The sequence below is a fragment of the Sphingobacterium cellulitidis genome, from assembly GCF_043187465.1.
Lineage (GTDB): Bacteria > Bacteroidota > Bacteroidia > Sphingobacteriales > Sphingobacteriaceae > Sphingobacterium > Sphingobacterium cellulitidis.
In genome coordinates, this window is sequence record NZ_CP171136.1 from 3,121,540 (window position 1) to 3,145,505 (window position 23,966).

Genomic DNA, 23,966 nt, shown 5'->3' on the forward strand with positions numbered 1-23,966 from the left:
TTTGTGAATAAACTAATCCGTTTGGTATGAACATTAAATATTTCAATTTATTATTAGCTTTCTTTTTATTAATAGGGACGGCATTTGGACAGAAGCAACCGAAATACATCTTCTTTATGATTGGTGATGGCATGGGCTTAAATCAAGTTCAGGCGGCAGAGGTCTATAAGAGCTCATTGTCGAATAAGAACAGTGTCTCACCTACTGTATTCAGTCAATTTCCTTATGCAACCTTTGCGACTTCACATTCCTTATCCCATGGCGTAACGGATTCTGGTGCTGGCGGTACTGCTTTAGCTGTTGGTTATAAGACCAAGAATGGTGTAATAGCGATGGACAGTGCAGGTGTTAAACCTTATAAAAGCATTGCCTATTTAGCGAAGGAAAAAGGGATGAAAGTAGGTATTACTACTTCCGTAAGTATCGACCATGCTACTCCAGCTTCCTTTTTTGCCAATCAGCCAGACCGCGATATGTATTATGAAATCGGTTTGGATATCATAAAGTCCAAATTTGACTTCTTTGCAGGATCAGGATTTTTAAAACCAACTACGAATGCTAAGAAAGAAGAAGTAGCATCGATTTTTCCACAATTAGAAAAAGCAGGTTACCGTTTATTATACGGGTTGGATGATTATAAAAAAGCGAATAAATCTGAGAAATTGATTTTAATGAATAATAAAGGAACTGATCCAGTTTCATTAAAATATGCGATTGACCAAAAGCCAGGCGACTTAAATTTAGCTGAAATCACTTCCGCAGCTATTGAGAGTTTGAGTCAAGGAAATCAAGGTTTTTTCTTAATGGTTGAAGGTGGAAAAATTGATTGGGCATGTCACTCAAATGATGGTGCTACAGCAGTTCAGGAAGTTTGGGACTTCAATAATGCTGTACAAAAAGCTTATGAATTCTACCAAAAACATCCGGAAGAAACATTGATTATTGTAACTGCGGACCACGAAACTGGTGGAATTGGAGTTGGAAATGGTAGTTCGACTTTACGATTGAAAAATCTTGAAAACCAAAAGTTATCTCAAGAGAGCTTATCAGCATTGATCAATGATTTCCGTAAAAAGAATGAAAGTGCTACTTGGGATCAACTAAAAGGGTTTTTAGGTGAACACTTAGGTTTATGGAAAACGATCAAGGTAGGTGAAGATGATGAAAAAGCGATCCACGAAGCTTATGAAAAAAGTTTTATTGAGCATAAAAATGAAACGAGCAAGAGTTTATATGCTACCAATGACAAAATTGCTTCATTAGCTATCAAAGCTATCAACAAAGCATCTTCCTTGAGCTGGGCATCAGGAAGCCATTCAGCAGCATATATTCCGGTTTATGCAATCGGTGTTGGAGCCGAGCAATTCCATCAAAAAATGGATAATGTGGATATTCCACGTACGGTATCTAAAATTGCAGGATGGCAACATCCATAAGGAAATATAAACAAGATAAAAACAGGGAATTGTGAGCTCACAATTCCCTGTTTTTTTATACCATATTAATCATTTTCGATCATATTCAGCTCCTTCTCTTCTATGCTATCCTCATCAAGCACTTTGTTTTTCATTCCCATTGATTCCATTAGGAACATCATTTTATTGGCTCGGATTTCACAAAACTCTTTTTGAACCCCGGTATTTCCTTCATAGGAGTTATAGAAAATGGTTCCTTGAATTAACCAGAGACTACCTTTTTTACCTTTTTTCTGTAATTGTTTAGTTAGATTCCCCCAGACAGCAATTCGATGCCATTGACTTTTTTCATAGGTTTCGCCATTCTTTTTGACGACATATTCATTGGTGACCAATCGAATAAAACAATAGGGATTACCATTACTACTGATTTTGATTTCTGGTTCATGTCCTAACCTTCCTAATAGTTGTACTGAATTTTTCATTGCGTTCATGATTATTTCATTTATTGATACATATTTTCTTATTATTCAATTATCTTAGCTAAGTAACTGAGACAAAGGTGCGGTTGAAAAGGAGAAACATTCGTATATCAATCAATTAGAGTCGACTGTAGTCGTTTTTAAATGGTAATAATCACTTAGAAAAATGGATCATAGAAACTGTAAAGAATGCGAACAACCGATAAAAGGTCGAACGGACAAAAGATTTTGCAATGATAACTGTCGGAATGCATTTAATAATCGGGAGAACAGTAAGGAGTATAATATTCTTAAAAAAGTCAATACGCAACTTCGCAAGAATAGAAAAATCTTGAGCAAGTTATTGGCGGAGGAGAAAATGATTAAGATTAGCAAGACCAAATTGTTAGGGGAAGGATTTTCTATGGTCTATCATACCCATCGGATATTGACGACGAAAGGACAACAGTATATTTTCTGTTATGAATATGGATATTTAGAAATCGGACAGGACTATATCTTGATCGTCAAGAGTAAGGAGAAGAAACGGGAAATTTTTGGGTTAGTTTAATCTAAGCAGGAAAATACGGGTATGTGAATTCCTGCCTAGTAAACATTTTATATTCTTATACTGGAACTTCCATTAAGAGGAATTCAGCTTTTGTATCGGCTTTAATATTCACATGTTTTGCGCCGACGATTCCTAAGCCATCTCGTGTTTCCATTTTTTGACCTTCTACATCGAGGTCTCCATTGATCACAAAAATATAAAGACCATTTTCAGGATTTTTCAGGACATATTCACGATTAAATCCAGCATCAAAATCAGCGATATGAAACCAAGCATCTTGATGGATCCAAATTCCGGCATCCTCAGGATCCGGTGATAGAATCTGCAGAAAATTATTCTTTGCAGCATCAAAATCAATGGTTTGTTGATCGTAACGTGGATCTACATTTTGTTTATTCGGGATAATCCAAATCTGCAAGAACTTTACGGGATCTTTTTCACTGTTATTATATTCACTATGTTCGATTCCAGTACCGGCACTCATCATTTGGATATCACCTTTTTTGATGACCGAGCCTGTCCCCATGCTGTCGTTATGTGCTAATTCTCCTTCCAATGGAATAGAAATAATCTCCATATTACTATGAGGATGTTTTCCGAAGCCCATTCCTGGAGCGACGTAATCATCGTTTAATACTCTCAATGCGCCGAAATTCATTCTTTCGGCGTTCATATAGCCGCCGAAACTAAAGGTATGGTTGGATTTCAACCATCCATGGTCTGCTTTTCCACGGGAGTCTGCTGGGTGATAAAAAAATTTTGCCATGATATTCTCTTCTTTTAATAATAACACAAAGGTGGCGGATTCGGTTTTGTTACACATTGATATAGGATAAGAAATCAATTGAATAAACCTTCATCTCGGAAACTGAAATAACTTTGATCCGTAATAATTAGGTGGTCATGCATATGGATATCCATTAATTTAGCTGCTGCCAGGATCTTTTTTGTCAAAGTTTTATCGGCTTCACTAGGTTTTAATGTTCCGGAGGGATGATTATGGGCTAAAATTATGGAATTAGCCTTATTCATTAGGGCATGTCTTAGGATCACGCGAATATCTACAGGTGTAAAATCATTACCACCGCGACCGATTAGTTGTCTATCGAGCACCTTACAGCTCGTATTCAGATAAATCACCCAGAATTCTTCATGACTCAAATCTTCAAGGACATGTTTTAAATATTCATAGGCTTTTTTGCTAGAATTTAGGACTGGTTTTTCGGGACTTGTAGTTTCTTGTCTTCGACGTCCCAATTCTAAAGCAGCGATGATGGTTATAGCTTTAGCCTCTCCTATTCCTTTAAATTGACATAATTCATTGATTTCTAATTTACTGAGATTAAAAAGGTCATGATTAACAGTGCCAAGCATTCTTTTAGCGAGTTCTACTGCGGTTTCATTTTTAGAACCGGAACCTATTAAAATGGCGATTAGTTCAGCATCTGTAACAGACCGACGTCCCTGTTCTAACAGTTTTTCGCGAGGTCTATCAGATTCTGCCCAATCACGAATAACCAATTTTTGCATAATATGTAATTTTTTGAGTTTGTATTTCTTAAAAATAAATATTTCAACGCTAATAGTTGTTAATATTACCTGTACCAACAAATAAATAGGGGCTTTAGAATTTAGACAGAAGTCTTATCTTTGTAGGCTATTACAATTTAAGGACACAAATAATGAGCAAAGCGATTATTAAAACAGAAAAGGGCGACATGACTGTGCAATTTTATACAGAAGATGCTCCAAATACAGTTGCGAACTTTATTAAGTTAGCTAAATCAGGATATTATGATGGATTAAGTTTTCACCGTGTTATTCCTGATTTTGTCATTCAAGGAGGTTGCCCAAATACGCGTGAAGGAGCGACAGGAATGCCTGGAACAGGTGGACCAGGATATAAGATTGATTGTGAATTAGATGGCAACAATCAACATCATGATCGTGGGGTATTATCGATGGCACATGCAGGGAGAAATACAGGCGGATCACAATTTTTCATTTGCCATAGTCGCAACAATACCGCACACTTAGACCGCAACCATACCTGTTTCGGAAAAGTTATCGAGAATGTAGATGTCGTTGATGATATCCGTCAAGGTGACCGTATTTTAGGTGTAGAAATAATAGAAGATTAATTCTTATTTAAGAAATAGAAAATGAATTTAAGAGGATTAGTGTCAGTTACTGGCAAGCCGGGATTATTTAAATTAATTGGTCAAAACAAGGGTGGATTTGTCCTTGAGTCATTGGATGCTGCCAAAGTTAAATCGGTAGTAAATTTATCGACTACGAAAATGGCAACTTTGGAAGATATTACCATTTATGGTGAAGACGAAGAAATCCGTTTGATTGATGTATTGGAAACCATCAAAACCAATGGTGGCAACACTCCTGATGTGAAGGCTGATGGCAATACGTTACGTGAGTATTTTAGAGAGGTAGCGCCTAATCATGATGAGGCAAGAGTTTATTCCTCAGATATCAAAAAAATCATTAGCTGGTACAACATTATCAAAGAACTTCCATTATTTGAAGAGGAAGCTCCTGAACCGCTAGCTTAATTTATACGAATTTTATAAAAACCTATCCTAGATATTTTTTAGGATAGGTTTTTTTATATCCTTATATTTAAGAAATGGAGAAAAACAATCTCCAATTTTTTAAAAATATTATTTTATATGAGCAGTAAGGATACTTTATTTTCAGCGCCTACAGACCAAGATTATCAAGCCTTTTGGGATTGGTTTCAAACACGATCACAAGAGTTTTATGACGTTATTAAATCAGGAAAGAACGTGGAGGAGGATTTCATTCAACAATTTGCCCCTGTGTTGGATAAAATGGAACCGCGTGTATTTTTTTTAGTAGGTATAGATCAGGATAAAGATGCGGAGCTCGTTTTTACACCAGATGGAATCATCAAGAATGTTATCTGGGCGGAGAAGCTAGTTCAATCATCTCCAAAACTTGCAGGTTGGAAATTTAGAGCACTCAAACCAGAATCCAATAACGAAGATTTTGCCATTCGGATGCATGATCTGCAATTCGATAAATCCAACATTAAATTCTACCCGATCCTTCATGCCAATTATCCGGATAAAATAGATCTGATGTTTGTTTATGACTCCTATCACGAGGAGTCAAGAGAAGAAATCCTAAGTGGAATCTTTATTTTCTTGGATAATTATTTAGGGGAAGAGACCATGATCCAAATCATTGATAAAATTGATGTTCGTGGACCACAAAATTTGCAGGAAGAATTAATCCAGGCCGATAAATTATTGGATTATCTACATTGGCGTGAAAAGGAATTTGTTGAGAAATATCAGGATGTAAGGCATAATTCCGATGACGATCGATTTTCTGGTTTTGAAGGTTGTTTAGAAAACGGGAAACCTATATTATCAACGATCAACACTTCGGTATTAAATTGGGATTACAAAGCTTCACACCCCTGGATATTGGTGGTGATGAACGCTTATCATTCAGATAGTGAATCAGGATTTCCAAATCCGGACACCTATGATCATATCGCGGAATTTGAGGAGGAGCTTGAAAAGACTTTACCTAGTGCCGAGGGCTATATTTTCCTAGGTTCCGAGACTGTGGATGGTCTTCGTGAAACCTTTATTGCCTGTAGGGAGTTCAGAAATGTCAGCATGGTTATGGAAAAATTAATCCCTAAGTATCAGGATCGGTTGGAATTGAGTTATGATTTTTATAAGGATAAATATTGGCAAACTTTTGAAAGATATCGGATAGTTTAAAGTTTATGAATAAGCAAGGTATTTTGATACGTCCCTATCAAAAATCAGATTTTAAGGAAGTCATGAGGGTTTTCGAGACGAATGTTCCTGAATTTTTCGCTGAATCCGAGGGTGAGGATTTAATCCATTACTTGAATCATGAAATTGAGGATTACTTTATTTTGATCCAGGAGAATCGGATTATTGGTGCTGGTGGAATAAATTACGATGATGATCAGATCACCGCTCGATTGAGTTGGGATTTTCTGGATAAAGAAATTCAGCATCAAGGTGCTGGAAGATTGTTAACGGAACATCGCATCCGATATGTAAAGCAAAATATGGCTATTCAACGGTTAATTGTAAGAACCTCGCAATTTGCAGAAGGTTTTTATCAAAAATTGGGCTTTAAGGTCAAGGAGAGGACAGCAGATTATTGGGCTCAAGGTTTTGATTTAGTTTTTATGGAATATCCGGCATTACGATAATCATACATCCGATAAAATAACTTGTTTATTCGTTCTATTCATTGATTTTTTTTCTGTTTTCCAGGACAATTAAGTTCAATTTGGCTTTGTAACAAAAGATACCGAGCATCAGGAAATTAATCTTCAATTTTGTGTTATTCCATTCAAGCTAAAAGGGATAACAAACACTAAAATATTAACATACGATGGAAACATCTTTGGATCAAGATTTTTGGAATCAGCGTTGGGAGAACCAACAAACTGGTTGGGATATAGGCTACGCCTCTACCCCTATTGTTACCTTCATGAATGAATACCATAATAAAGATGCTCGGATTTTGATTCCGGGATGTGGGAATGCGCATGAAGCGGCCTACTTGTTGGAAAATGGGTTTACAAACTTGACTGTAATTGATATTGCCCCGATGGCGGTAGACCAATTAAAAGATAAGTTTAAGGATAAACCTGAGATCAGCGTTATTTTGGGTGATTTTTTCGATCATCAAGGTGAGTATGATCTTATGCTAGAACAGACCTTTTTCTGTGCATTAGAGCCAAAGTTAAGGTCTGAATATGTCAAAAAATCAAATTCGTTATTGGCAGAAGGAGGAGAAATTGTGGGGGTATTATTTGGGGTTGAGTTTGAAAAGTCAGGTCCACCATTTGGAGGAACGAAAGAAGAATATCGACCGTTGTTTACCCCTTATTTTGAAATAGAAAAAATGGAGCCATGCTATAATAGTATCGGCCCAAGAATGGGAACAGAATTATTTATTAAACTGGAGAGAAAAAATGGATAAGGTAAAAATTTATTTATCTCAATGGAGTGTGATGCGGATTTTACGCTTGGTAATGGGTATTATCATTATTATTCAGGGAGTAAAATCAGAGATGTGGTTGATTGCGGGTTTGGGGGTATTATTTACGATCTTACCGCTATTGAATATGGGCTGTTCAGCAAATGGTTCATGCCAGGTTCCACCTCGAGAACGAAGATAAAAATCTTCAAAATTAATTAGCAAGGTATAATTAATAATAGTTAATGTGTCCGGCTCAGGTTTTACAACCTGGGCCTTCTTTTTGGACATCTTTTTTTCATTCTAAAAATTTTGCATAGCTTTGTAAATATCACATGATGACGAAGATAGTTTCCATAATCTGTTTCACACTCTTAGCCTTGTTCAGCCCAAAGCTTACTTTTGCGTGCAATGAACATCAGGAGGAAGTGAAGTCAGAAGTTAGTTGCGAAACAAAGGATCATCATGCTGAAAATGAACACAGCTGTTGTGAAAAGGAAAATACAGAGCCCACATCCAAACATCAGGAAAGTAAAAGCTCTTGTACTGATTCCAATTGTTGTTGTCCGATGATGGCCAATACAAGCTGTTGTTTCTATTCCAACCCAAGTTTTGAGTTTCATTTCAACAATCCAATTTTTAAGGAGAAAATATCTACCCTTTTGGTTTTCCAAGAAACCTCTGGATATTCTTCAATTTTCATCCCGCCCAAAATAGCTTAATTACTTCCATTTGTACCATTAGGTAATTTATTATGGTTAGCCATTGGCTATCCAAGCTATTTAAATTAAAAAAATAAAAGATGAAAAAGATATCCTTAATCTTAGGCCTTATCCTTGGCTTAGGAATCAATGCTAGTATAGCACAAATCAAGAATGCAAAAACAGTTTCAGTTGCGGTTAATGGAAACTGTGGCATGTGTAAGAAGACCATAGAAACCAGTGGATCTGAGAAAAACATATCCAAGGTCAGTTGGGATGCCAAACAAAAACAGGCTGAAATTACCTTTGATTCTACAAAAACCAGTGAATCTGCTGTATTGAAAAAAATAGCTCAGTCAGGTTATGATAATGCACAATTCAGAGCTCCGGATGATATTTATGAAAAGTTACATGAATGTTGCCTTTATGATAGAAGCCATGAAGTAGCAAAAGGCGGTCCACAGCATGAGATGAATTCCAATGAGAAACCACATGAACCAGGTTCTAAAAATGAGCATGCCCAACAACAGAAAGGTTTAACTTCTGTGTTTGCTTCTTACTTGGAACTGAAAGATGCTTTAATAACGAGTAATCAAAAAAACAGTGCTTTGGCAGCAGGTCAATTGAGTCAATCGATCAAAAAAGTGGACATGAATTCATTGGCAGAAGCTGAGCATGTTCAGTGGATGAAGTTGAAAGGAAATTTAGAAAAATCGGCAAATCAAATCGCGAAAGACACAAAACTCGAAGGTCAGAGAAATACCTTTATTGAACTTTCCGACCAAATCTATACGTTAGCAAAAACATCAGGATCAGCAGAAGGCTTATTCTGGCAATTTTGTCCAATGGCCAACAACAATAAAGGCGCTTATTGGTTAAGTAAAGAAGAAGCGATAAAAAACCCATACTACGGATCAAAAATGATGAGTTGCGGAGAGGTTAAAGAAAAACTCTAACCGATCTAAACAGACTTAATAATTTTTAACGTATGATGAAAATGAAAGCACGAAATAAATACCTTTTACTTATCACCTTTATATTTTGCTCATCCCTGGCCCTGGGCCAAAAAATCGTGCGCTATGATTTAAATGTAACGGATAGTATCGTAAATTTTGCTGATAAGAATCGTCGGGCGGTCGCTGTAAATGGGATGATTCCTATGCCTACACTTACATTTACCGAAGGAGATACTGCAGAAATACATGTTCATAATAAACTCAAGGAAGGAACTTCCTTGCATTGGCATGGGGTTTATTTACCGAATAAGGAGGATGGTGTTCCTTTTCTGACTCAAATGCCCATAGAACCGAACAGCACGTTTGTATATCGGTTTCCTATCATTCAGGATGGTACGCATTGGTATCATAGTCATTCGGGAATGCAGGAGCAGATTGGGATGTATGGCGCCATGATCCTCAAGAAAAGGCCGAATGATCCAACCTTTAGAAAGGGCATTGATGATCTTCCGGAAATACCGGTGGTCTTGAGTGAATGGACCAATTTGAATCCAGACAATGTACATCGGATGCTTCATAATGCCAATGATTGGTTTGCCATCAAAAAGAATGCAACGCAAAGTTATGCTGAAGCCATCAAAGCTGGACATTTTAAAACAAAGTTGACCAATGAGTGGAAGCGGATGCTTGCCATGGATGTCAGCGATGTATATTATGATCGATTTTTACTGAATGGAAGTTCTGAGGAGACCTATTCACAGTTCAAGGCTGGTGACAAGGTAAGACTAAGAGTCATCAATGCAGGGGCATCTTCCTATTTCTGGTTAACATATGCCGGTGGGAAGATAACGGTTGTTGCCAATGACGGAAATGACGTGGAGCCTGTTGAATTGGACCGTCTGATAGTAGGCGTTTCAGAAACCTATGATGTCATCGTTACGATTCCTGAGGATGGTTTTTCCTATGAATTTATGGCAACCCCAGAGGATCGGACCAATCAGGTTTCCATGTATTTGGGTTCAGGTGTCAAGCAATTAGTCAGTCCATTACCAAAGCTGAAATACTTTGAAGGAATGAAGATGATGAATGACATGATGAAAATGAATGGTGATCTGGATGACATGGGCATGAAAATGAGTCTACAGAAGATGGATATGAATACCGTGATGTATCCGGAAATTCAAAATCAATCGCATCAGCATGATTCCATGAATCATGAAGAACATTCAAAATCTTCAACGGATACTACAAAGGAACATTCAGCACATCAGAATAATCATACAGAGCATCAAATGGATCATTCTTCGGAGAACATGGATCATGACATGGCAAACATGAAAGACATGAACCATGGCGAACATGGAAGTTCTGATCTTGTGACTTTGAATTATACGATGTTACGATCCCCTACAAAAACTACGCTGCCTGCAGATGCCAAAGTCAGGGAAATGAAGTTTGAACTGACGGGAAACATGAACAGGTATGTTTGGAGTATGGATAACAAGGTTCTTGCGGAGAGTGATAAAATCTTGATCAAAGAAGGCGAAGTCTTACGGATCATTTTATACAACAATTCCATGATGCGACATCCTATGCATCTTCATGGACATGATTTCAGAGTGATCAATGGTCAGGGGGATTATGCTCCACTGAAAAATGTATTGGATATTATGCCGATGGAGACAGATACCATTGAGTTTCTATCGAATGTAGAAGGTGATTGGTTTTTCCATTGCCATATTTTATACCATATGATGGCCGGAATGAATCGGGTTTTCAGTACAGAAGACCAAGCTCCCAACCCTTATCTTCCGAATAAAGCATGGGCATATCGCGAATTACAAAAGGAAAGTAATATGAAGCATTTTATGATTCAGAATGATTTCGCGACGAATGGTAATGATGGGGAACTGATGTTGCATAATACCCGCTATAGCCTTACCACAGAATGGCGATTGGGCTATAGTGATATGCATGGATATGAGGTTGAAACGCATTTAGGGCGCTATATTGGAAAAATGCAATGGTTTATGCCATTTATCGGCTTTGATTATCGGTATAGGCGAATGGATAAGCATGGACCCGAGAAAAACATCTTTGGTCAGAAAAACAGCAAGAATGAACGTGCTTTATTATCGGCAGGTTTCACTTATTTGCTACCTATGCTGGTCAGATTTCAGGCAGAGGTTTATCATGACGGAAATGTGCGATTGCAGTTAATGCGGGAGGATATTCCAGTAACAAAAAGATTAAGAGCTGGTGTTATGGTAAATTCAGATTTAGAGTATATGGGTGATTTACGGTATATATTGACTAAGAATCTTGGAATTCGAACTCATTATGATTCGGATATGGGGTTTGGTGTTGGTTTATCTGTAAATTATTAATTGTAAAACAGGGGTTGAATCATGAATTCAACCCCTGTTTTTTTAGAAGGGATTAATCTTCGAGAAATCCGAATTTGCCGGTTTGGAAATCCCGGAAGGCTTGTTTTATTTCTGCCTCTGTATTCATTACAAAGGGTCCATAAGCTGCAATTGGTTCATTGATGGGTTCAGCACTCAATACCAAGATCAATGCATCTTCCAATGCTTCAACCTTAATTTTTTCACCCTTATTTTCGAACAAGACAAAATGATCGGTTGCGACCTCTTGTCCATTTACCTTTACAGATCCTTCCAAGATCAGCAATCCGGTATTATAGGACTCAGGGAATTCAAATTCAGCTTTTCCATCAGTTTTCAATTTGGCATTGAATAAGTTGACCGGAGTAAAGGTGCTGGCGGCACCTTTTGTGCCTTGATATTCACCTGCTACTACTTCAACATATCCCAAACCATCTGCAAGTTGGACTTTAGGGATCGATTTATTCTCTAAAGCCTGATATTTCGGATCGGACATTTTATGAGCGGCAGGTAAGTTTACCCATAATTGAACCATTTGGAATTCACCACCTTCCTTACTCCATTCCGATTCATGAAATTCCTTATGAAGAACACCAGAAGCTGCGGTCATCCATTGTACATCACCTTCTCCGATTATTCCACCACCGCCACTACTATCAGCATGCTCAACCCTACCTTTATAAGCCAGAGTTACGGTTTCAAAACCACGGTGCGGGTGTACCCCTACTCCTTTTGGAATTGAACTGGCCGGAAAGTTGTATTTCGAATTATAATCAAATACAATAAATGGGTCCATCCGCTGCATTGGTATGGCAGAAGGAATAAAACTATGTACTCTAAAACCATCGCCTACGAAATGAGGCATGCCAGGTTTTATTATCTTTTCAATTTGTTTTTCTTTCATGGTATTTTCCTAAATAGAATACAAAAATACCCCTTAATTAAGGATAAAGTATTGATCTATGGTAATAAGTGCATCATATTTAGGCAAATAAATAAGGCCTTGCAAGCAAGGCCTTTCCAAATAATACTTAGAAGTCTTCAAAGGTATTTCACCTTTTAAATTTGTCTTTTATAACCTGGCTTATCCATTTCTTTGTCGAGGGACATAGGTCCTGAGCCGACAATCAAGAAATAAATAAGGAGTAAAAGTACCACTAGGGACAACCAAAATTCGGAATTCAGAAAACTGAACCCATTGGTAATATTCACAAAGAATACAGCTCCGATAAGGATTGGAATTTGTATAGCCACAGCCAGTCGAGTACATAATCCCAATGCGATGAAAATCCCTCCTACCAGGTGGGCAAACACCACATAATGAACAGCACTCCAAATGGATAATTGAAAATGAGTTTTTTCAATCAATGTGGCTACAGAGTCACGATCCATAATAAAGCTTATTCCTTTTGCAAAGATCAGAATTCCAAGAACTATCCTGACGAAGTCAATCCATCTCGGATGATGTGCATCTCCCCAATGTTCAATGCGTTGAATTAGGTTCATAACAACCTCCTTTTTAACTGGTTATACAAAGACAACGTATAATAAGGTCTTGATATTATGGGTTTTAAATATTTTTTTCGAATTGTTACAGTTAGTTACACAAATCTCTGGAAATATTGATATATGACCGAATTTCCTTGATCCTATTAGAAGTTCCAATTACCATAATATTACTGTCCTGACATTCAAACTAATTTCTTTAATCATTGTTGATAAAGGTAGAAAGGAAGAAAATGTCAAAGTTTACAAAGTATTTCATCAAAAAGATAGACAGTCCGTTTTGGTCATTTGCGATCCACGATGGTCAGCAAATCGATCCGCTTATTGATCCTTATATCAAGCTCGGTGAAGATGAAAGGCTTCGGGAAGAAGATCCATTTACGGCGGTAATGGCTGAACTTCCAACAAATCAATTTATTGTAGGTTCTTCGCGATTTCAACTTGACTTAAATCGGACATTAGCAGATTCAGTATACTTAAGACCAGAACAAGCATGGGGACTAGAGGTTTGGAAAGACAGTTTACCTGAAAATATTGTTACAGAATTGCATCTGGATCATAAAAATATCTATTCAGAAATTGAGGAGTTAATTCAGGAAACCATAGATCGATTCGGGTATTTTATCGTCTATGATATCCATAGCTATAATGCCAAAAGAAATGGTCCTGATGAGGTAATTGATTTGCAAAAAAATCCTCAGATAAATTTAGGTACCGCCTACGTGGATCCGAAATGGGCTCCTCTAATAAAACAATTAATTGAATTTATTAAAAAAGAAAGCTTGTATGACGAACCGATTGATATTCAAGAAAATATTAAATTTAAGGGAGGATATTTATCGCAGTTTTTAAATAAAAAATTTGGGGATTACGGTTGTGTCCTATCCTTTGAATTCCGCAAGGATTTTATGGATGAATGGACAGGAGCGCCAGACCTAAATCGAGTTGTATCCTGTAAACAATTATTAATGAATTCAATCACGGTTTTAACAACGTACTTTAAAAATGTTAGAGGAAAATAGCAAAATCCTTACCCGAATATTAAACGCTATCAATAAGCGTAATCCAATTCACTATCAAGTTCCAAATGTTGGGAAATTCATTTTCAACAAGATTGTGCCTTATATTTTTATTTATAGGGTTCCAAGTTCGGATAAGCGGGATAAAATGTTGGTTGATTTAGCTAAGACGGAGAATGCAAGTATCGTTTGTAAATCACAGGACTTTAATCTGGAGGAATGGATTAAACCAATTGCACAGAAATTAGCGGAAGAGTTTGGGGCTTGTTTATTGGTTGAGGCGTGGATTGGTGAACCTATGCAAAAGGAAGATATTCTGATCCATGTTGGTCAAAAGGATATTTTGCCCCTTGCGGAGTATTTTCAAAAGAATATCAACAAGGAAGCGCGGGAAATCAGTACGGCTATTGCTAAGGATTTGAATATCCCTCAACCCAAAGACCTTGGAGCCCTTTTTAGTAAAAAAGAACTCCAGAACCGACAAATCCTTTATATGGGTTTAGCAATTAAACAAAGTTATATTGAGGAAGAGGACTTGGTATTACCCATCTTAATGCGGCTATATCGCGAAACCTTAGCGAAGTCCTTATCCAGACTTTTCTTTGAATTCCTGAGGGTCTATACGCATTTGAACGCTACGGCACAGAAGCTTAATTTTCATCAGGAGCTTACCCCGCTCATGATTGATATTGACAATGCCTTGGCTCAAGAGAGCAAAAAGTTTGATTTTCTTTTGATGGTTACTCCGTTAAATGCGCATGAGGCTTGGTTGCAGTTTAAGAAGGATAAATTCTGGAAAACGCCAAAATTCCTATACCGACCGATGCACATTGATCCGGATTTGGTCAAGCGAAGATTATATAACCTGCGGATTGAAGATATTTATGATCCTACCATGGCATATATCTTCAGGGATAAGCGGACAGAATTGGATTCGATGGTCAGTATGATTGCTGACCGCGGCAAGGATGATTTTTTACATGGGAGTTTACAAGTCTTTGGTAACGTCTCGGAGAAGCTTTATAAAAGCGCCATGGCGATATTAATGGTAACTGAACCTGAAGAACCCATCAAAAAGAGTGATGATTACATCAATGCCTTTGAATTTGCGAAACTAGCCAGAGATGAGATAAAATTTCTACAGCGTCAAAATCAAGAATTCAACAGTCCTGTCCGGGTTCGGGAGGATATTTCTGGGGTGATGGTCAACCGTGGGGTACTTAATATCAGCAAGGAATATAAATTGACTCGTAAAAGAGCAGAAGCCTTGATACAACATGAAATCGGTACGCATGTGGTGACCTATTTCAATGGTAGGGAGCAGCCCTTGAGTATTTTTAGTCTTGGTGTTCCAGGATATGAGGAGCTGCAGGAAGGCCTGGCTGTTTTGGCCGAATATATTGTCGGTGGATTAAACAATGATCGTTTGAGAACCATTGCAGCACGCGTCATAGCAGTTCAGAATATGTTACTCGGCAATTCTTTCATTGATACCTTCAACATGTTGGTGGAGCAATACAGCTTTCAACAAGAAACAGCATTTCAAATCGTGATGCGGGTTTATCGTGGTGGTGGATTGACAAAGGATGCCCTCTATTTAAAAGGCATCATGGAATTGCTCAATTACCTGAAAGATGGTAACAATGTACATCTGTTGATGATGGGGAAAATCAGAAAAGATTATCTCCCGATTATCAAGGACCTTTTACAGAAAGAGATTTTAATTCCACCAGCAGTGACACCGCGGTATTTATTCCCTGAATTTAGTGCTCAATGGAAGGATGTCAAACGAAAAGGAAGCATTTTTAAACTAATACAATAAGAGAAAATATTTTAGAAAAATATATGAAAATCGCAATTTTAATCAACCAGTCCCATAAAGAAGAGGAGAAATTTACAACGACTATACTTGCTTTGAAAGCTTTGGAACGAGGTCACACCGTCCTGTATATCGGACTTGCAGATTTTGTTTACGAGGATGAACAAACAATATTAGCACATTGCCGGATAATCAGTCCGGAACTGGGATTAACCAAAGGTTCAGATTTTGTCAATCACTTAAAAGATGCTGAGAAAACATTGGTTGATTTAAACGAGATTGATATTTTATGGTTGCGATTTGATCCGACCTTAGATATGATAAACCGTCCTTGGGCTGCCGCAGCAGGTATACAGTTCGCTCAAATAGTTAAGAGAAATGGCAGATTGGTCATTAATGATCCTGATTATTTGGTTCAGGCAAACAACAAATTGTATCTGGAAAATTTCCCTAAATCGGTTCGTCCAAAAACATTAGTTACTAGAAATCATAATGATGTCCTTCGGTTTTTGGAGGAACAACAGGATAAAATCATTTTAAAACCTTTGAAAGGATCAGGAGGCAAGAATGTCTTTATGATCGATTATAAGGATAGGCAGAATCTAAAACAAACTGTTGAAGCAATTTCTAGAGACGGCTATGTGATTGCTCAAGAATATTTACCCGAGGCTAAGAAGGGAGATATTCGATTTTTTATGATGGGTGGAGAGCCATTGATCGTGGATGGGAAATATGCTGCAGTTCGTCGAGTGCAAAAAGAGGATGAAATCAGAAGTAATATCCATCAGGGTGCAAAACCTGAGGTTGCGATTATTGACGACAATATCCTTCAGTTGGTGAATCAGGTATCCCAACAGTTGAAGGATGACAATATGTATCTTGTCGGTCTGGATATCGTTGGGGATAAGATCATGGAGGTGAATGTATTTAGTCCAGGAGCCTTATATCATGCAAGCAAACTACAGGAAAGAGATTTTGCAAATGCTATCATTGTAGATTTAGAAAATAGAGTAAAAGAGTTTTATCATCAATAAAAGTGAAAACCATTGTTGCCATTCTTCTATTGGCCATAGCTTCCCCCTATTGTGGTTATAGTCAGCGACCAGTGGAGACCAAGATTTTAGGTTTTGATTCCGTAAAGCTAGATCCTAGTTTTACGGACTTGCTGTTGCCCGAAAACCCGACAGGAATATCTGGTTCTGATGGATGTATTTCGATAGATCTGGGTAAAGGAAAATCAATATTCCTGTGGGGAGATTCTTTTCTTGGTCCTATTAAGGATAATATCAGGCAATCGCCTTCAAAATTTATTCTTGGAAATACCGCAACGCTATACTCAAAGGACAGCATTCAAAGTTTGTATGGCGGAGACTTCAATCAGCCTCGATCATTCATAGATGTAGAAACTTCAGAACAGGGAAAATATTGGTATTGGCCAGGAGATGGCTTCCTCTTTAAAGGACAGCTATTATTATTCATGGCTAAATACAGTAAGAAAGCTAATGAAAAAGGACCTTTTGCTTTTCAATATGAAGGTTGTGACTTCCTGAGCTTAAATCCAAAAACCTTTGAGTTGATGCATCGGGCATCTTTTATTTCTGGGGATAACCCCATCCATTATGGACATGCCGTCATACAACAAGGGAAATATATTTACATCTATGGTTCTAAGGTAGATCATAAAAATTTTCATTCAGAACTGCATGTCATGCGGGCACAAATCAAGAATAGGGAGTTGATAGCCCAGGAATATTGGGCTGGGGAGAAATGGGAAAAAGATGCTGCCAAGAGTAAAGCGATTGCAGGGGTTCATAGCATGGTTTCAGAACAGTTCAGTGTGCGTAAGCTGGATGGTAAGATCGTATTGCTGAATCAAGATCGTTATCATGTTCCCGGAAAGATATACAGTTATATTGCTGATGACTTTCAGGGACCTTTTAAGAATGAAAAACTACTTTATCAAATCGATGAGCCCGAGTTAAAACAGGACAGTTTATTTACTTACAATGCCATGTTTCATCCTCAGATCAGTAAGGATAATAAAATATTAGTGAGCTACAATGTCAATACCTTTAGCGAACGATTATGGTGGAAAAAAGCCTCCGTTTATCGCCCAAGATTTATTTGGCTGGATAAAAAATCCATCTTGAACTAATTATTTTTCAATGACCTTTTCTTCCTCCGTTAGAGGTGCTGGAGGGATTTCACTAACATTTCGTTCAATTTCCTTTAATTCTACATGTACGGCATATTCCGAAGGTTCTATGCTTATTCCATGAAAGGTTGCAAATTCGCGGGTAAAGATGGCGCCGAAGTAAAGAATGGCTGCGGTATAATATACCCACAGAAGAATCAATACAATGGAAGCTGCTGCGCCGTAGGTAGACTCTGTATCGGAGGACTGCAAGTAAAAGCCAATTCCGAATCGTCCTATCGCAAACAGAATGGAGGTAAAGAATGCTCCTGCCTTGACTGGTCGCCATCCTATGGTAACATCAGGAAGCACCTTAAAGATCACGGAAAATAGAATAAAGGTAATTCCAAAAGTTAGTCCGAAATTAATAGCATCCATGACATAAACCGTCATATCCGGGAAGAACCTGAGTAAGCGATCTGTTAAGGTCAGGATAATCCCATTGACCACCAGCGTCACTACTAATAAGAAACCTAACCCAATAATCAGGGAAGAGGATAAAAGGCGGTCCATTAACATTTTCAACCATCCTTTTTTAGGTTTCGCCTTGACATGCCAAATCTTATTAATCGAGTTCTGCATATCACCGAAGACTGTCGTAGCACCGATAATCAGGGTAATAACACTGACTATCATCGCTAAATTAGACTTTCCCGATAAGCTTAGGTTCTTGATGACATCCTGGATTTGACGAGCAGCCGTAAGCCCCACCAATTCATTTAATTCAGAAAATAATTTCCCTTTAATAGCATCCTCTCCATAGAAGATACCGGCTAAGGAAATCATTAATACCAAAATGGGACCGAGTGAAAAGATAGTATAATAAGCTAGTGATGCACTGTATTTCATACTGTCTTCATTCATAAATCCCATGACAGTATTCTTTAAAATTTGAAAAGTATCCTTAATAAATCCTTTGCTTTGCTGTTTTTCCATAAATAAATTTTGGTCCCTACCATTTAAGAAACATCCGATAAAATAAAATGTTTGAAGTACCATTCAACATTTATTCCGAACATTCCTTGATTCAAGGTGTTTTTTAAATGAAACATAAAAATCAAAAGCTATGAGTAAACAGAAAGAAGTAAAACAGGAAGAATTGGAAAAGGATAAAGTTGATAAGCCAAGGGAAGACAATGAGAAGGTGCAATCAGATACTGGGAAGCGTCCGGAACATGATACAAATCCCCTTCCCCCGAACCCGAATAAAGTTGATGATCATGATTCATGATTAAAAGTAAATGGCCAGAATTTAGAGAAATTCCGGCCATAAAATTAATAGTTAGTGTGTGATATTTTTATTGTAATACAATCAATTTTTGTTATCAAATTTTGAACGTTTTGTTCGGTTAATTTGATTGATACCAATTACGGGAAAAATCACGAGAACATGATATAAATTTTAAAAAAGTAAATGATTTACGACTGATATCGACCTTACAAATCCTTGTTAATACTACTTAAAAGCATATTTTTCCATAAAATAAATAGATGTTTAACCAACCAATTTTCCATAAATTTCCATTGATTTTAAGGAAAAATTAGCGAAATATCATTTTGGAATTACAAGAAAAAATCAAAAAAGGCCTGGAAAAAATCCCAGGCCTTTAGTATTTAGAAAATTAATTGTTCTAGATTAGTTATGCTTCACTTCCATTTCGTCAACATAATGTTCATTCGGAACATAATCAGCTTCCATCATTGTTGCATAATCTGTTTTTTCTTTCTTACCCCAGCGGCGACCGAATCCATCGAAGATGGAATATACTACCGGAACAACTACCAAGGTCAATAATAGGGATGACAATAATCCTCCGATAATTACGATTGCCAAACCTCTGTTAGTATCAGCACCATCACCCGTTGCTAATGCAATTGGAATCATACCGAATACCATCGCAATGGTTGTCATCAAGATTGGACGAAGACGAGCGTGGTTGGCAGCAACCAAAGCGTCATGCGTACTATCACCATGTTCTTTTCTATGGTTAGCAAAGTCAACCAGTAAGATCGCATTCTTCGCAACCAAACCAATCAACATGATAATACCCAAGATGGTAAAGATGTTCAATGTTTGGTTTGTCAATGCCAATAGTAACAAGGCTCCGATAAAGGATAGTGGAATTGAGAACAAGACCACAAATGGAGTCGAGAAACTATCATATAAAGCCACCATAACTAGGTACACCAATAAGATTGAAGCGATAAGGGCAACTCCTAAAGTACCGAAACCTTCGGTTTGACTCTCCATGTTACCTCCCCAAACATATACAACCCCAGGCTTACGTTCTAATTTAGAGAATCCTTCCTCCCATTCAGCAGCAACAGTACCCATTGGGCGACCTACCACCGAACCTTGGACAGAAACTGCAGGAGATTTATCACGACGTTCCAATAAGGTTGGTCCTGATCCATATCCTACGGTTGCAAATTGATCCAATGAAATCGTAGCACCTTGATTATTGATAAATTTCAAGTTTCTAACATCATTGATATTTGATCTTCCGCTCTCTGCGAAACGAATATTGATATCATACTCGTTATCACCAGCACGGAATTTATTATCTGTATTTCCGGAGAATGCAGTTTGCATGGTCATACCCACCGTAGCTACATTCAATCCAAGAGAAGTCATCTTATCACGGTCCACTTGAACACGAATCTCTGGGTTACCATCTTCAGAAGTTAATTTTACTCCTGTAGCACCCGGGATATTACGTAAGATTTCTTCCGCTTTGATAGCGAACTCACGTGCATCTTCCAAATCTGAACCCATTACAGTCAATTTCAAAGGTGCTTGCTCCGCTCCCATTAATCCCATATTTACAGCTGTAACTTTGGAACCGATTAATTTATTTTCTAACTCACGTTTCAAACGAGCAGAATAAACCTTCGAGCTTTCTGTATAAGTATCTTTTAAGATCACGTGAATCTCAGACTTATAGCGTGAACCTGCGGTAGACATTACCCCATCTGAGGATTGACCTACCGTGGTAATGATACTTTCCACTTCTGGTTTAGACTCGATAATCGATTCTGCTTTTTGCGTCAAGAAGTTGGTTTTCTCTAAGGAAGCATCTTTCTCCAATTCTAACTGGATCATGAACTCACCTTTATCCGAAGCTGGGAAAAAGTCGGTACCAATATATCCAAGGCCTACCAAAGTGAATGAGCCAAAGAACAATACCAAGGCAATAAAAAGGGTTGCCAATTTGGTTTTCCAGTTTTTCAAACACCATTCTAGGATACCAGTAATCCAATGGGTGAAAGCTGTCAATCCTGCTTCAAAACCATGTACAATCTTACCAATAAAGGAATTAGGGTTGATATGCTCTAATTTTCCAAAACGAGAATACAACCAAGGCACCACTGTAAAGGAAACTAATAAGGATAATAAAGTTGAAATAATTACCGTCACACAGAACTGTGCAAGGATATTAGCCACTAAACCAGTTGACATCGCAATAGGTAAGAATACTACCACGATAACCAAGGTAATCGCCGATACGGTAAATCCAATTTCTTTTGCACCATCATAAGCCGCACGAACCTTATTCTTACCCATCTCCATATGGCGGTGGATATTTTCAATTACAACGATCGCATCATCGACCAAGATACCTACCACTAGAGAAAGACCTAACAAGGACATCAAGTTCAAGGTATAGCCCATCAATAACAGACCGATAAAGGTTGCAACCAGGGATAATGGAATCGCAATCATGGTGATAGCCGCATTTCTCAAACTATGCAAGAAGAACAACATGATAAAACCTACCAAGGCAATCGCGATCATTAAATCGTGGATTACGTTGTCTGCTGCATTCAAGGTATAATCCGTTGAATCGTTCGCAACCCTGATTTGGATATTATCTGTTTTATAATCTGTCTGTACCGTTTCAATCGTTTCTTTCACCAATTTGGATACCTCTACCGCATTCGCATCCGACTGTTTGAACACCTGTAATAGAATGGTATTCTTACGATCTAAGCGTGCAATTTTCTCTATTTCCTTAATACCATCCTGAACATCAGCAACATCTCTTAAGAAGATAGTCACTCCAGTTGGGGTAGTAATTGGCAAGTTTCTCAACTCTTCAACATCCACAACCTTACCAGCCAAACGGATGGTTGTTCTCGATTCACGAGTACTTACGTTTCCTGTAGGGAAATCTAGATTGGATTGTGCAATAACACTTTGGATCTGAGAGATTGAAACTCCATAGCCTTCTGCTTTCTCAGGGTCTACAGAAACTTGGATCTCACGCTCTTCACCACCGACCATGTCTACTTTCGCAACCCCAGAGATACGCGCAAAGATTGGTTGTATCTTGTTGTCCAACAGGTCGTACAATTCTTTCTCCGATTGGTTGGATGTTACAGCCAAACTCATGATGGCGATATCATCCAAGGAGAACTTATTCAATGATGGAGCCTCAACGTCATCAGGGAGGTCATTTAAGACCGCATTGATTTTCCGCTGGGCATCCGTGAGCAGGAAGTTGACATCCGCTCCGTCATTCAGGGTAATCATTACAATCGAAACGTTCTCCAAAGAGGTTGATTCCAATTTCTTAATATTTTCCAAGGAGGATACGGCATCCTCTATTTTCTTGGTTACAGTACTTTCTACCTCGGAAGGTGAAGCACCTGGATACACTGTTTGAATGGTAATTACGTTTACCTCAAACTTTGGTATCAGCTCATAACCCAATTGGGTGTATGAGAATATCCCGCCTAAAGTCAATAGTATAAACAATACTATGATCAGACTCGGACGTTTTATCGATATTTCAGTAATCTTCATTTTATGAGTTCGTTCTTAGCACAAATTATTTAATAACTTCAACAGGTGAATTGTTGTACAAGTTGATTTGACCAGAGATAATTACCTGGTCGCCAGCTTGCAAACCACTAAGAACCTCAATATTATCACCAAAACTTCTACCCGCTACCACTGTTGATTCTACAGCTTTTCCGTTTTTCAATACGAATACTTTGTTATCAGAAATACTACCTACGAATGCTGTTCTAGGAACAACCAATACGCTTGAACTACCGCTAGCACCAAATACAGCAGTACCGTACATACCAGCACGCAATTCGTTGTTCGGGTTATTCGCAATTTCGATTTCTACAGGGAAGTTCAAGCTTCCGTCTGATTTAGGAGCGATGAAAGTAATTTTTCCTGAAAATTCTTTATCCGCATAAACACTCACTCTTACTTGAACAGCTTGTCCTACGCGTAATGTTGCGACGTTCTTTTCGTCCACATTAACTCTTAATTTTAAAGTGCTTACATTGACGATATCAAATGCGGGAGTACCTGGGCTTACATAAGCACCTGGTTCAATTTTACGGGAATTTACAATACCAGAAACTGATGTTTTAATAGTAACATCACCTGCGTTTAATTTTGCGCTTTTCAAGTTGTTTTTTGAACTTTCAAATTGAAGGCGTGCTTGATCAACTTGTTGTTGAGTAACACCTCCTGTTGAAAGTGCATTTTCAAAACGCATAAGATTGGCTTGCGCATTATCGTATGCCGCTTGAGCATTCGCAACATTGACATTCAATTTATCGCCTTCAACGATTGCTAATGTCTGACCTGCTGATACTCTAGAACCTTCATCAACCATCACACGAACTACACGACCACCAGTTTCAGCAGCTACCGTTACTTCTTGTTTTGGCATAAAAGTCCCATTCGCTAAGTATTCTAAGCTCATATTGCTATTCTCAGCTGTGTCGATACGCACTGCTACTGCCGCATTTTTTTCAGCTACCGCAGCCGTATCTGCATCATTCTTTGCTTTGTTCTTTTGAAGGATAAGGTATATACCTGCTCCTGCAGCAATGATAACAATTAGGGTAATTAATGTACGTTTCATTATGTGTGGTTA

General features: G+C 37.9%; 24 protein-coding genes. 16 read left to right on the forward strand and 8 right to left on the reverse strand.

Translation table 11 applies throughout. The annotated features are described in order from the left end of the window. The first annotated feature begins 26 nt into the window (after positions 1–26). Complete coding sequence (locus tag ACF3OC_RS13800) at positions 27–1,436, forward strand: alkaline phosphatase (RefSeq protein ID WP_277711398.1); 1,410 nt, start codon at positions 27–29, stop codon at positions 1,434–1,436. Between the two features lie 65 nt (positions 1,437–1,501). Here ACF3OC_RS13800 and ACF3OC_RS13805 read toward each other — a convergent pair whose 3' ends face one another. Then, a complete protein-coding gene (locus ACF3OC_RS13805; RefSeq protein WP_179221414.1) occupies positions 1,502–1,900 on the reverse strand; it encodes a single-stranded DNA-binding protein in 399 nt (132 codons plus the stop codon). A 163-nt stretch (positions 1,901–2,063) separates the two neighbouring features. On the opposite strand from ACF3OC_RS13805, the gene ACF3OC_RS13810 reads away from it, so the two are divergent. Then, a complete protein-coding gene (locus tag ACF3OC_RS13810) occupies positions 2,064–2,447 on the forward strand; it encodes a hypothetical protein (protein WP_277711399.1) in 384 nt (127 codons plus the stop codon). 55 nt (positions 2,448–2,502) lie between these two features. Here ACF3OC_RS13810 and ACF3OC_RS13815 read toward each other — a convergent pair whose 3' ends face one another. Both ACF3OC_RS13815 and radC read right to left on the reverse strand, forming a co-directional pair. Beyond that, positions 2,503–3,270 (reverse strand): pirin family protein, encoded by a 768-nt coding sequence (locus ACF3OC_RS13815; RefSeq protein ID WP_306427034.1) that lies wholly within the window; start codon positions 3,268–3,270, stop codon positions 2,503–2,505. A gap of 17 nt (positions 3,271–3,287) precedes the next feature. Then, positions 3,288–3,977 carry a DNA repair protein RadC gene (radC, locus tag ACF3OC_RS13820; protein WP_277711400.1) on the reverse strand — a complete coding sequence of 230 codons (690 nt, stop codon included), beginning with the start codon at positions 3,975–3,977 and terminating at the stop codon, positions 3,288–3,290. Between the two features lie 152 nt (positions 3,978–4,129). On the opposite strand from radC, the gene ACF3OC_RS13825 reads away from it, so the two are divergent. The 9 genes from ACF3OC_RS13825 (at position 4,130) to ACF3OC_RS13865 (ending at position 11,507) form a co-directional block, all read left to right on the forward strand. Further along, complete coding sequence (locus tag ACF3OC_RS13825) at positions 4,130–4,588, forward strand: peptidylprolyl isomerase (RefSeq protein WP_094255989.1); 459 nt, start codon at positions 4,130–4,132, stop codon at positions 4,586–4,588. A gap of 21 nt (positions 4,589–4,609) precedes the next feature. Next, complete coding sequence (locus ACF3OC_RS13830; RefSeq protein WP_094255990.1) at positions 4,610–5,014, forward strand: DUF5606 domain-containing protein; 405 nt, start codon at positions 4,610–4,612, stop codon at positions 5,012–5,014. A 117-nt stretch (positions 5,015–5,131) separates the two neighbouring features. Then, the gene (locus tag ACF3OC_RS13835) at positions 5,132–6,220 is read left to right on the forward strand and encodes a DUF695 domain-containing protein (RefSeq protein ID WP_277711401.1); all 1,089 of its coding nucleotides are present in this window, start codon (positions 5,132–5,134) and stop codon (positions 6,218–6,220) included. A gap of 5 nt (positions 6,221–6,225) precedes the next feature. Continuing rightward, positions 6,226–6,687 carry a GNAT family N-acetyltransferase gene (locus ACF3OC_RS13840; protein WP_182499568.1) on the forward strand — a complete coding sequence of 154 codons (462 nt, stop codon included), beginning with the start codon at positions 6,226–6,228 and terminating at the stop codon, positions 6,685–6,687. A 185-nt stretch (positions 6,688–6,872) separates the two neighbouring features. Continuing rightward, entirely contained in the window at positions 6,873–7,466 is a 594-nt protein-coding gene (locus ACF3OC_RS13845; RefSeq protein ID WP_277711402.1) for a methyltransferase domain-containing protein, read from the forward strand. Next, complete coding sequence (locus tag ACF3OC_RS13850) at positions 7,459–7,665, forward strand: hypothetical protein (RefSeq protein WP_094255994.1); 207 nt, start codon at positions 7,459–7,461, stop codon at positions 7,663–7,665. Before ACF3OC_RS13845 ends, ACF3OC_RS13850 begins: the two co-directional genes overlap by 8 nt. Positions 7,666–7,798: 133 nt before the next feature. After that, complete coding sequence (locus ACF3OC_RS13855; RefSeq protein WP_141202056.1) at positions 7,799–8,185, forward strand: hypothetical protein; 387 nt, start codon at positions 7,799–7,801, stop codon at positions 8,183–8,185. 80 nt (positions 8,186–8,265) lie between these two features. Beyond that, positions 8,266–9,120, forward strand: coding sequence for a DUF3347 domain-containing protein (locus ACF3OC_RS13860; protein ID WP_094255995.1), 855 nt, complete (start codon positions 8,266–8,268; stop codon positions 9,118–9,120). A 35-nt stretch (positions 9,121–9,155) separates the two neighbouring features. Further along, positions 9,156–11,507 carry a multicopper oxidase domain-containing protein gene (locus tag ACF3OC_RS13865; RefSeq protein WP_392471612.1) on the forward strand — a complete coding sequence of 784 codons (2,352 nt, stop codon included), beginning with the start codon at positions 9,156–9,158 and terminating at the stop codon, positions 11,505–11,507. 52 nt (positions 11,508–11,559) lie between these two features. Here the strand turns inward: ACF3OC_RS13865 and ACF3OC_RS13870 are convergent, their stop codons facing one another. After that, entirely contained in the window at positions 11,560–12,429 is an 870-nt protein-coding gene (locus tag ACF3OC_RS13870; protein WP_277711404.1) for a pirin family protein, read from the reverse strand. Between the two features lie 155 nt (positions 12,430–12,584). Further along, positions 12,585–13,031 carry a DoxX family protein gene (locus ACF3OC_RS13875; RefSeq protein ID WP_094255997.1) on the reverse strand — a complete coding sequence of 149 codons (447 nt, stop codon included), beginning with the start codon at positions 13,029–13,031 and terminating at the stop codon, positions 12,585–12,587. Between the two features lie 233 nt (positions 13,032–13,264). Between ACF3OC_RS13875 and ACF3OC_RS13880 the strand changes: the two genes are divergently transcribed. The 4 genes from ACF3OC_RS13880 to ACF3OC_RS13895 are packed head-to-tail and all read left to right on the forward strand — an operon-like array spanning position 13,265 to position 18,024. Beyond that, entirely contained in the window at positions 13,265–14,053 is a 789-nt protein-coding gene (locus ACF3OC_RS13880) for an N-formylglutamate amidohydrolase (protein WP_277711405.1), read from the forward strand. Next, positions 14,037–15,872 carry a flavohemoglobin expression-modulating QEGLA motif protein gene (locus ACF3OC_RS13885; protein ID WP_277711406.1) on the forward strand — a complete coding sequence of 612 codons (1,836 nt, stop codon included), beginning with the start codon at positions 14,037–14,039 and terminating at the stop codon, positions 15,870–15,872. The genes ACF3OC_RS13880 and ACF3OC_RS13885 overlap by 17 nt, the downstream gene beginning before the upstream one ends. A gap of 23 nt (positions 15,873–15,895) precedes the next feature. Continuing rightward, the gene (locus tag ACF3OC_RS13890; protein WP_094256000.1) at positions 15,896–16,903 is read left to right on the forward strand and encodes a glutathione synthetase; all 1,008 of its coding nucleotides are present in this window, start codon (positions 15,896–15,898) and stop codon (positions 16,901–16,903) included. Between the two features lie 2 nt (positions 16,904–16,905). Beyond that, positions 16,906–18,024 carry a DUF4185 domain-containing protein gene (locus ACF3OC_RS13895; RefSeq protein ID WP_277711407.1) on the forward strand — a complete coding sequence of 373 codons (1,119 nt, stop codon included), beginning with the start codon at positions 16,906–16,908 and terminating at the stop codon, positions 18,022–18,024. Here ACF3OC_RS13895 and ACF3OC_RS13900 read toward each other — a convergent pair whose 3' ends face one another. Further along, complete coding sequence (locus tag ACF3OC_RS13900) at positions 18,025–18,999, reverse strand: YihY/virulence factor BrkB family protein (RefSeq protein WP_094256002.1); 975 nt, start codon at positions 18,997–18,999, stop codon at positions 18,025–18,027. A gap of 130 nt (positions 19,000–19,129) precedes the next feature. Here ACF3OC_RS13900 and ACF3OC_RS13905 point away from each other — a divergent pair, with 130 nt between their 5' ends. Then, the gene (locus ACF3OC_RS13905; RefSeq protein WP_169715147.1) at positions 19,130–19,294 is read left to right on the forward strand and encodes a hypothetical protein; all 165 of its coding nucleotides are present in this window, start codon (positions 19,130–19,132) and stop codon (positions 19,292–19,294) included. 405 nt (positions 19,295–19,699) lie between these two features. Here ACF3OC_RS13905 and ACF3OC_RS13910 read toward each other — a convergent pair whose 3' ends face one another. Then, entirely contained in the window at positions 19,700–22,870 is a 3,171-nt protein-coding gene (locus tag ACF3OC_RS13910) for an efflux RND transporter permease subunit (RefSeq protein WP_094279984.1), read from the reverse strand. Positions 22,871–22,895: 25 nt separating this feature from the next. Then, positions 22,896–23,954, reverse strand: coding sequence for an efflux RND transporter periplasmic adaptor subunit (locus tag ACF3OC_RS13915; RefSeq protein WP_094256004.1), 1,059 nt, complete (start codon positions 23,952–23,954; stop codon positions 22,896–22,898). Positions 23,955–23,966 lie beyond the last annotated feature (12 nt).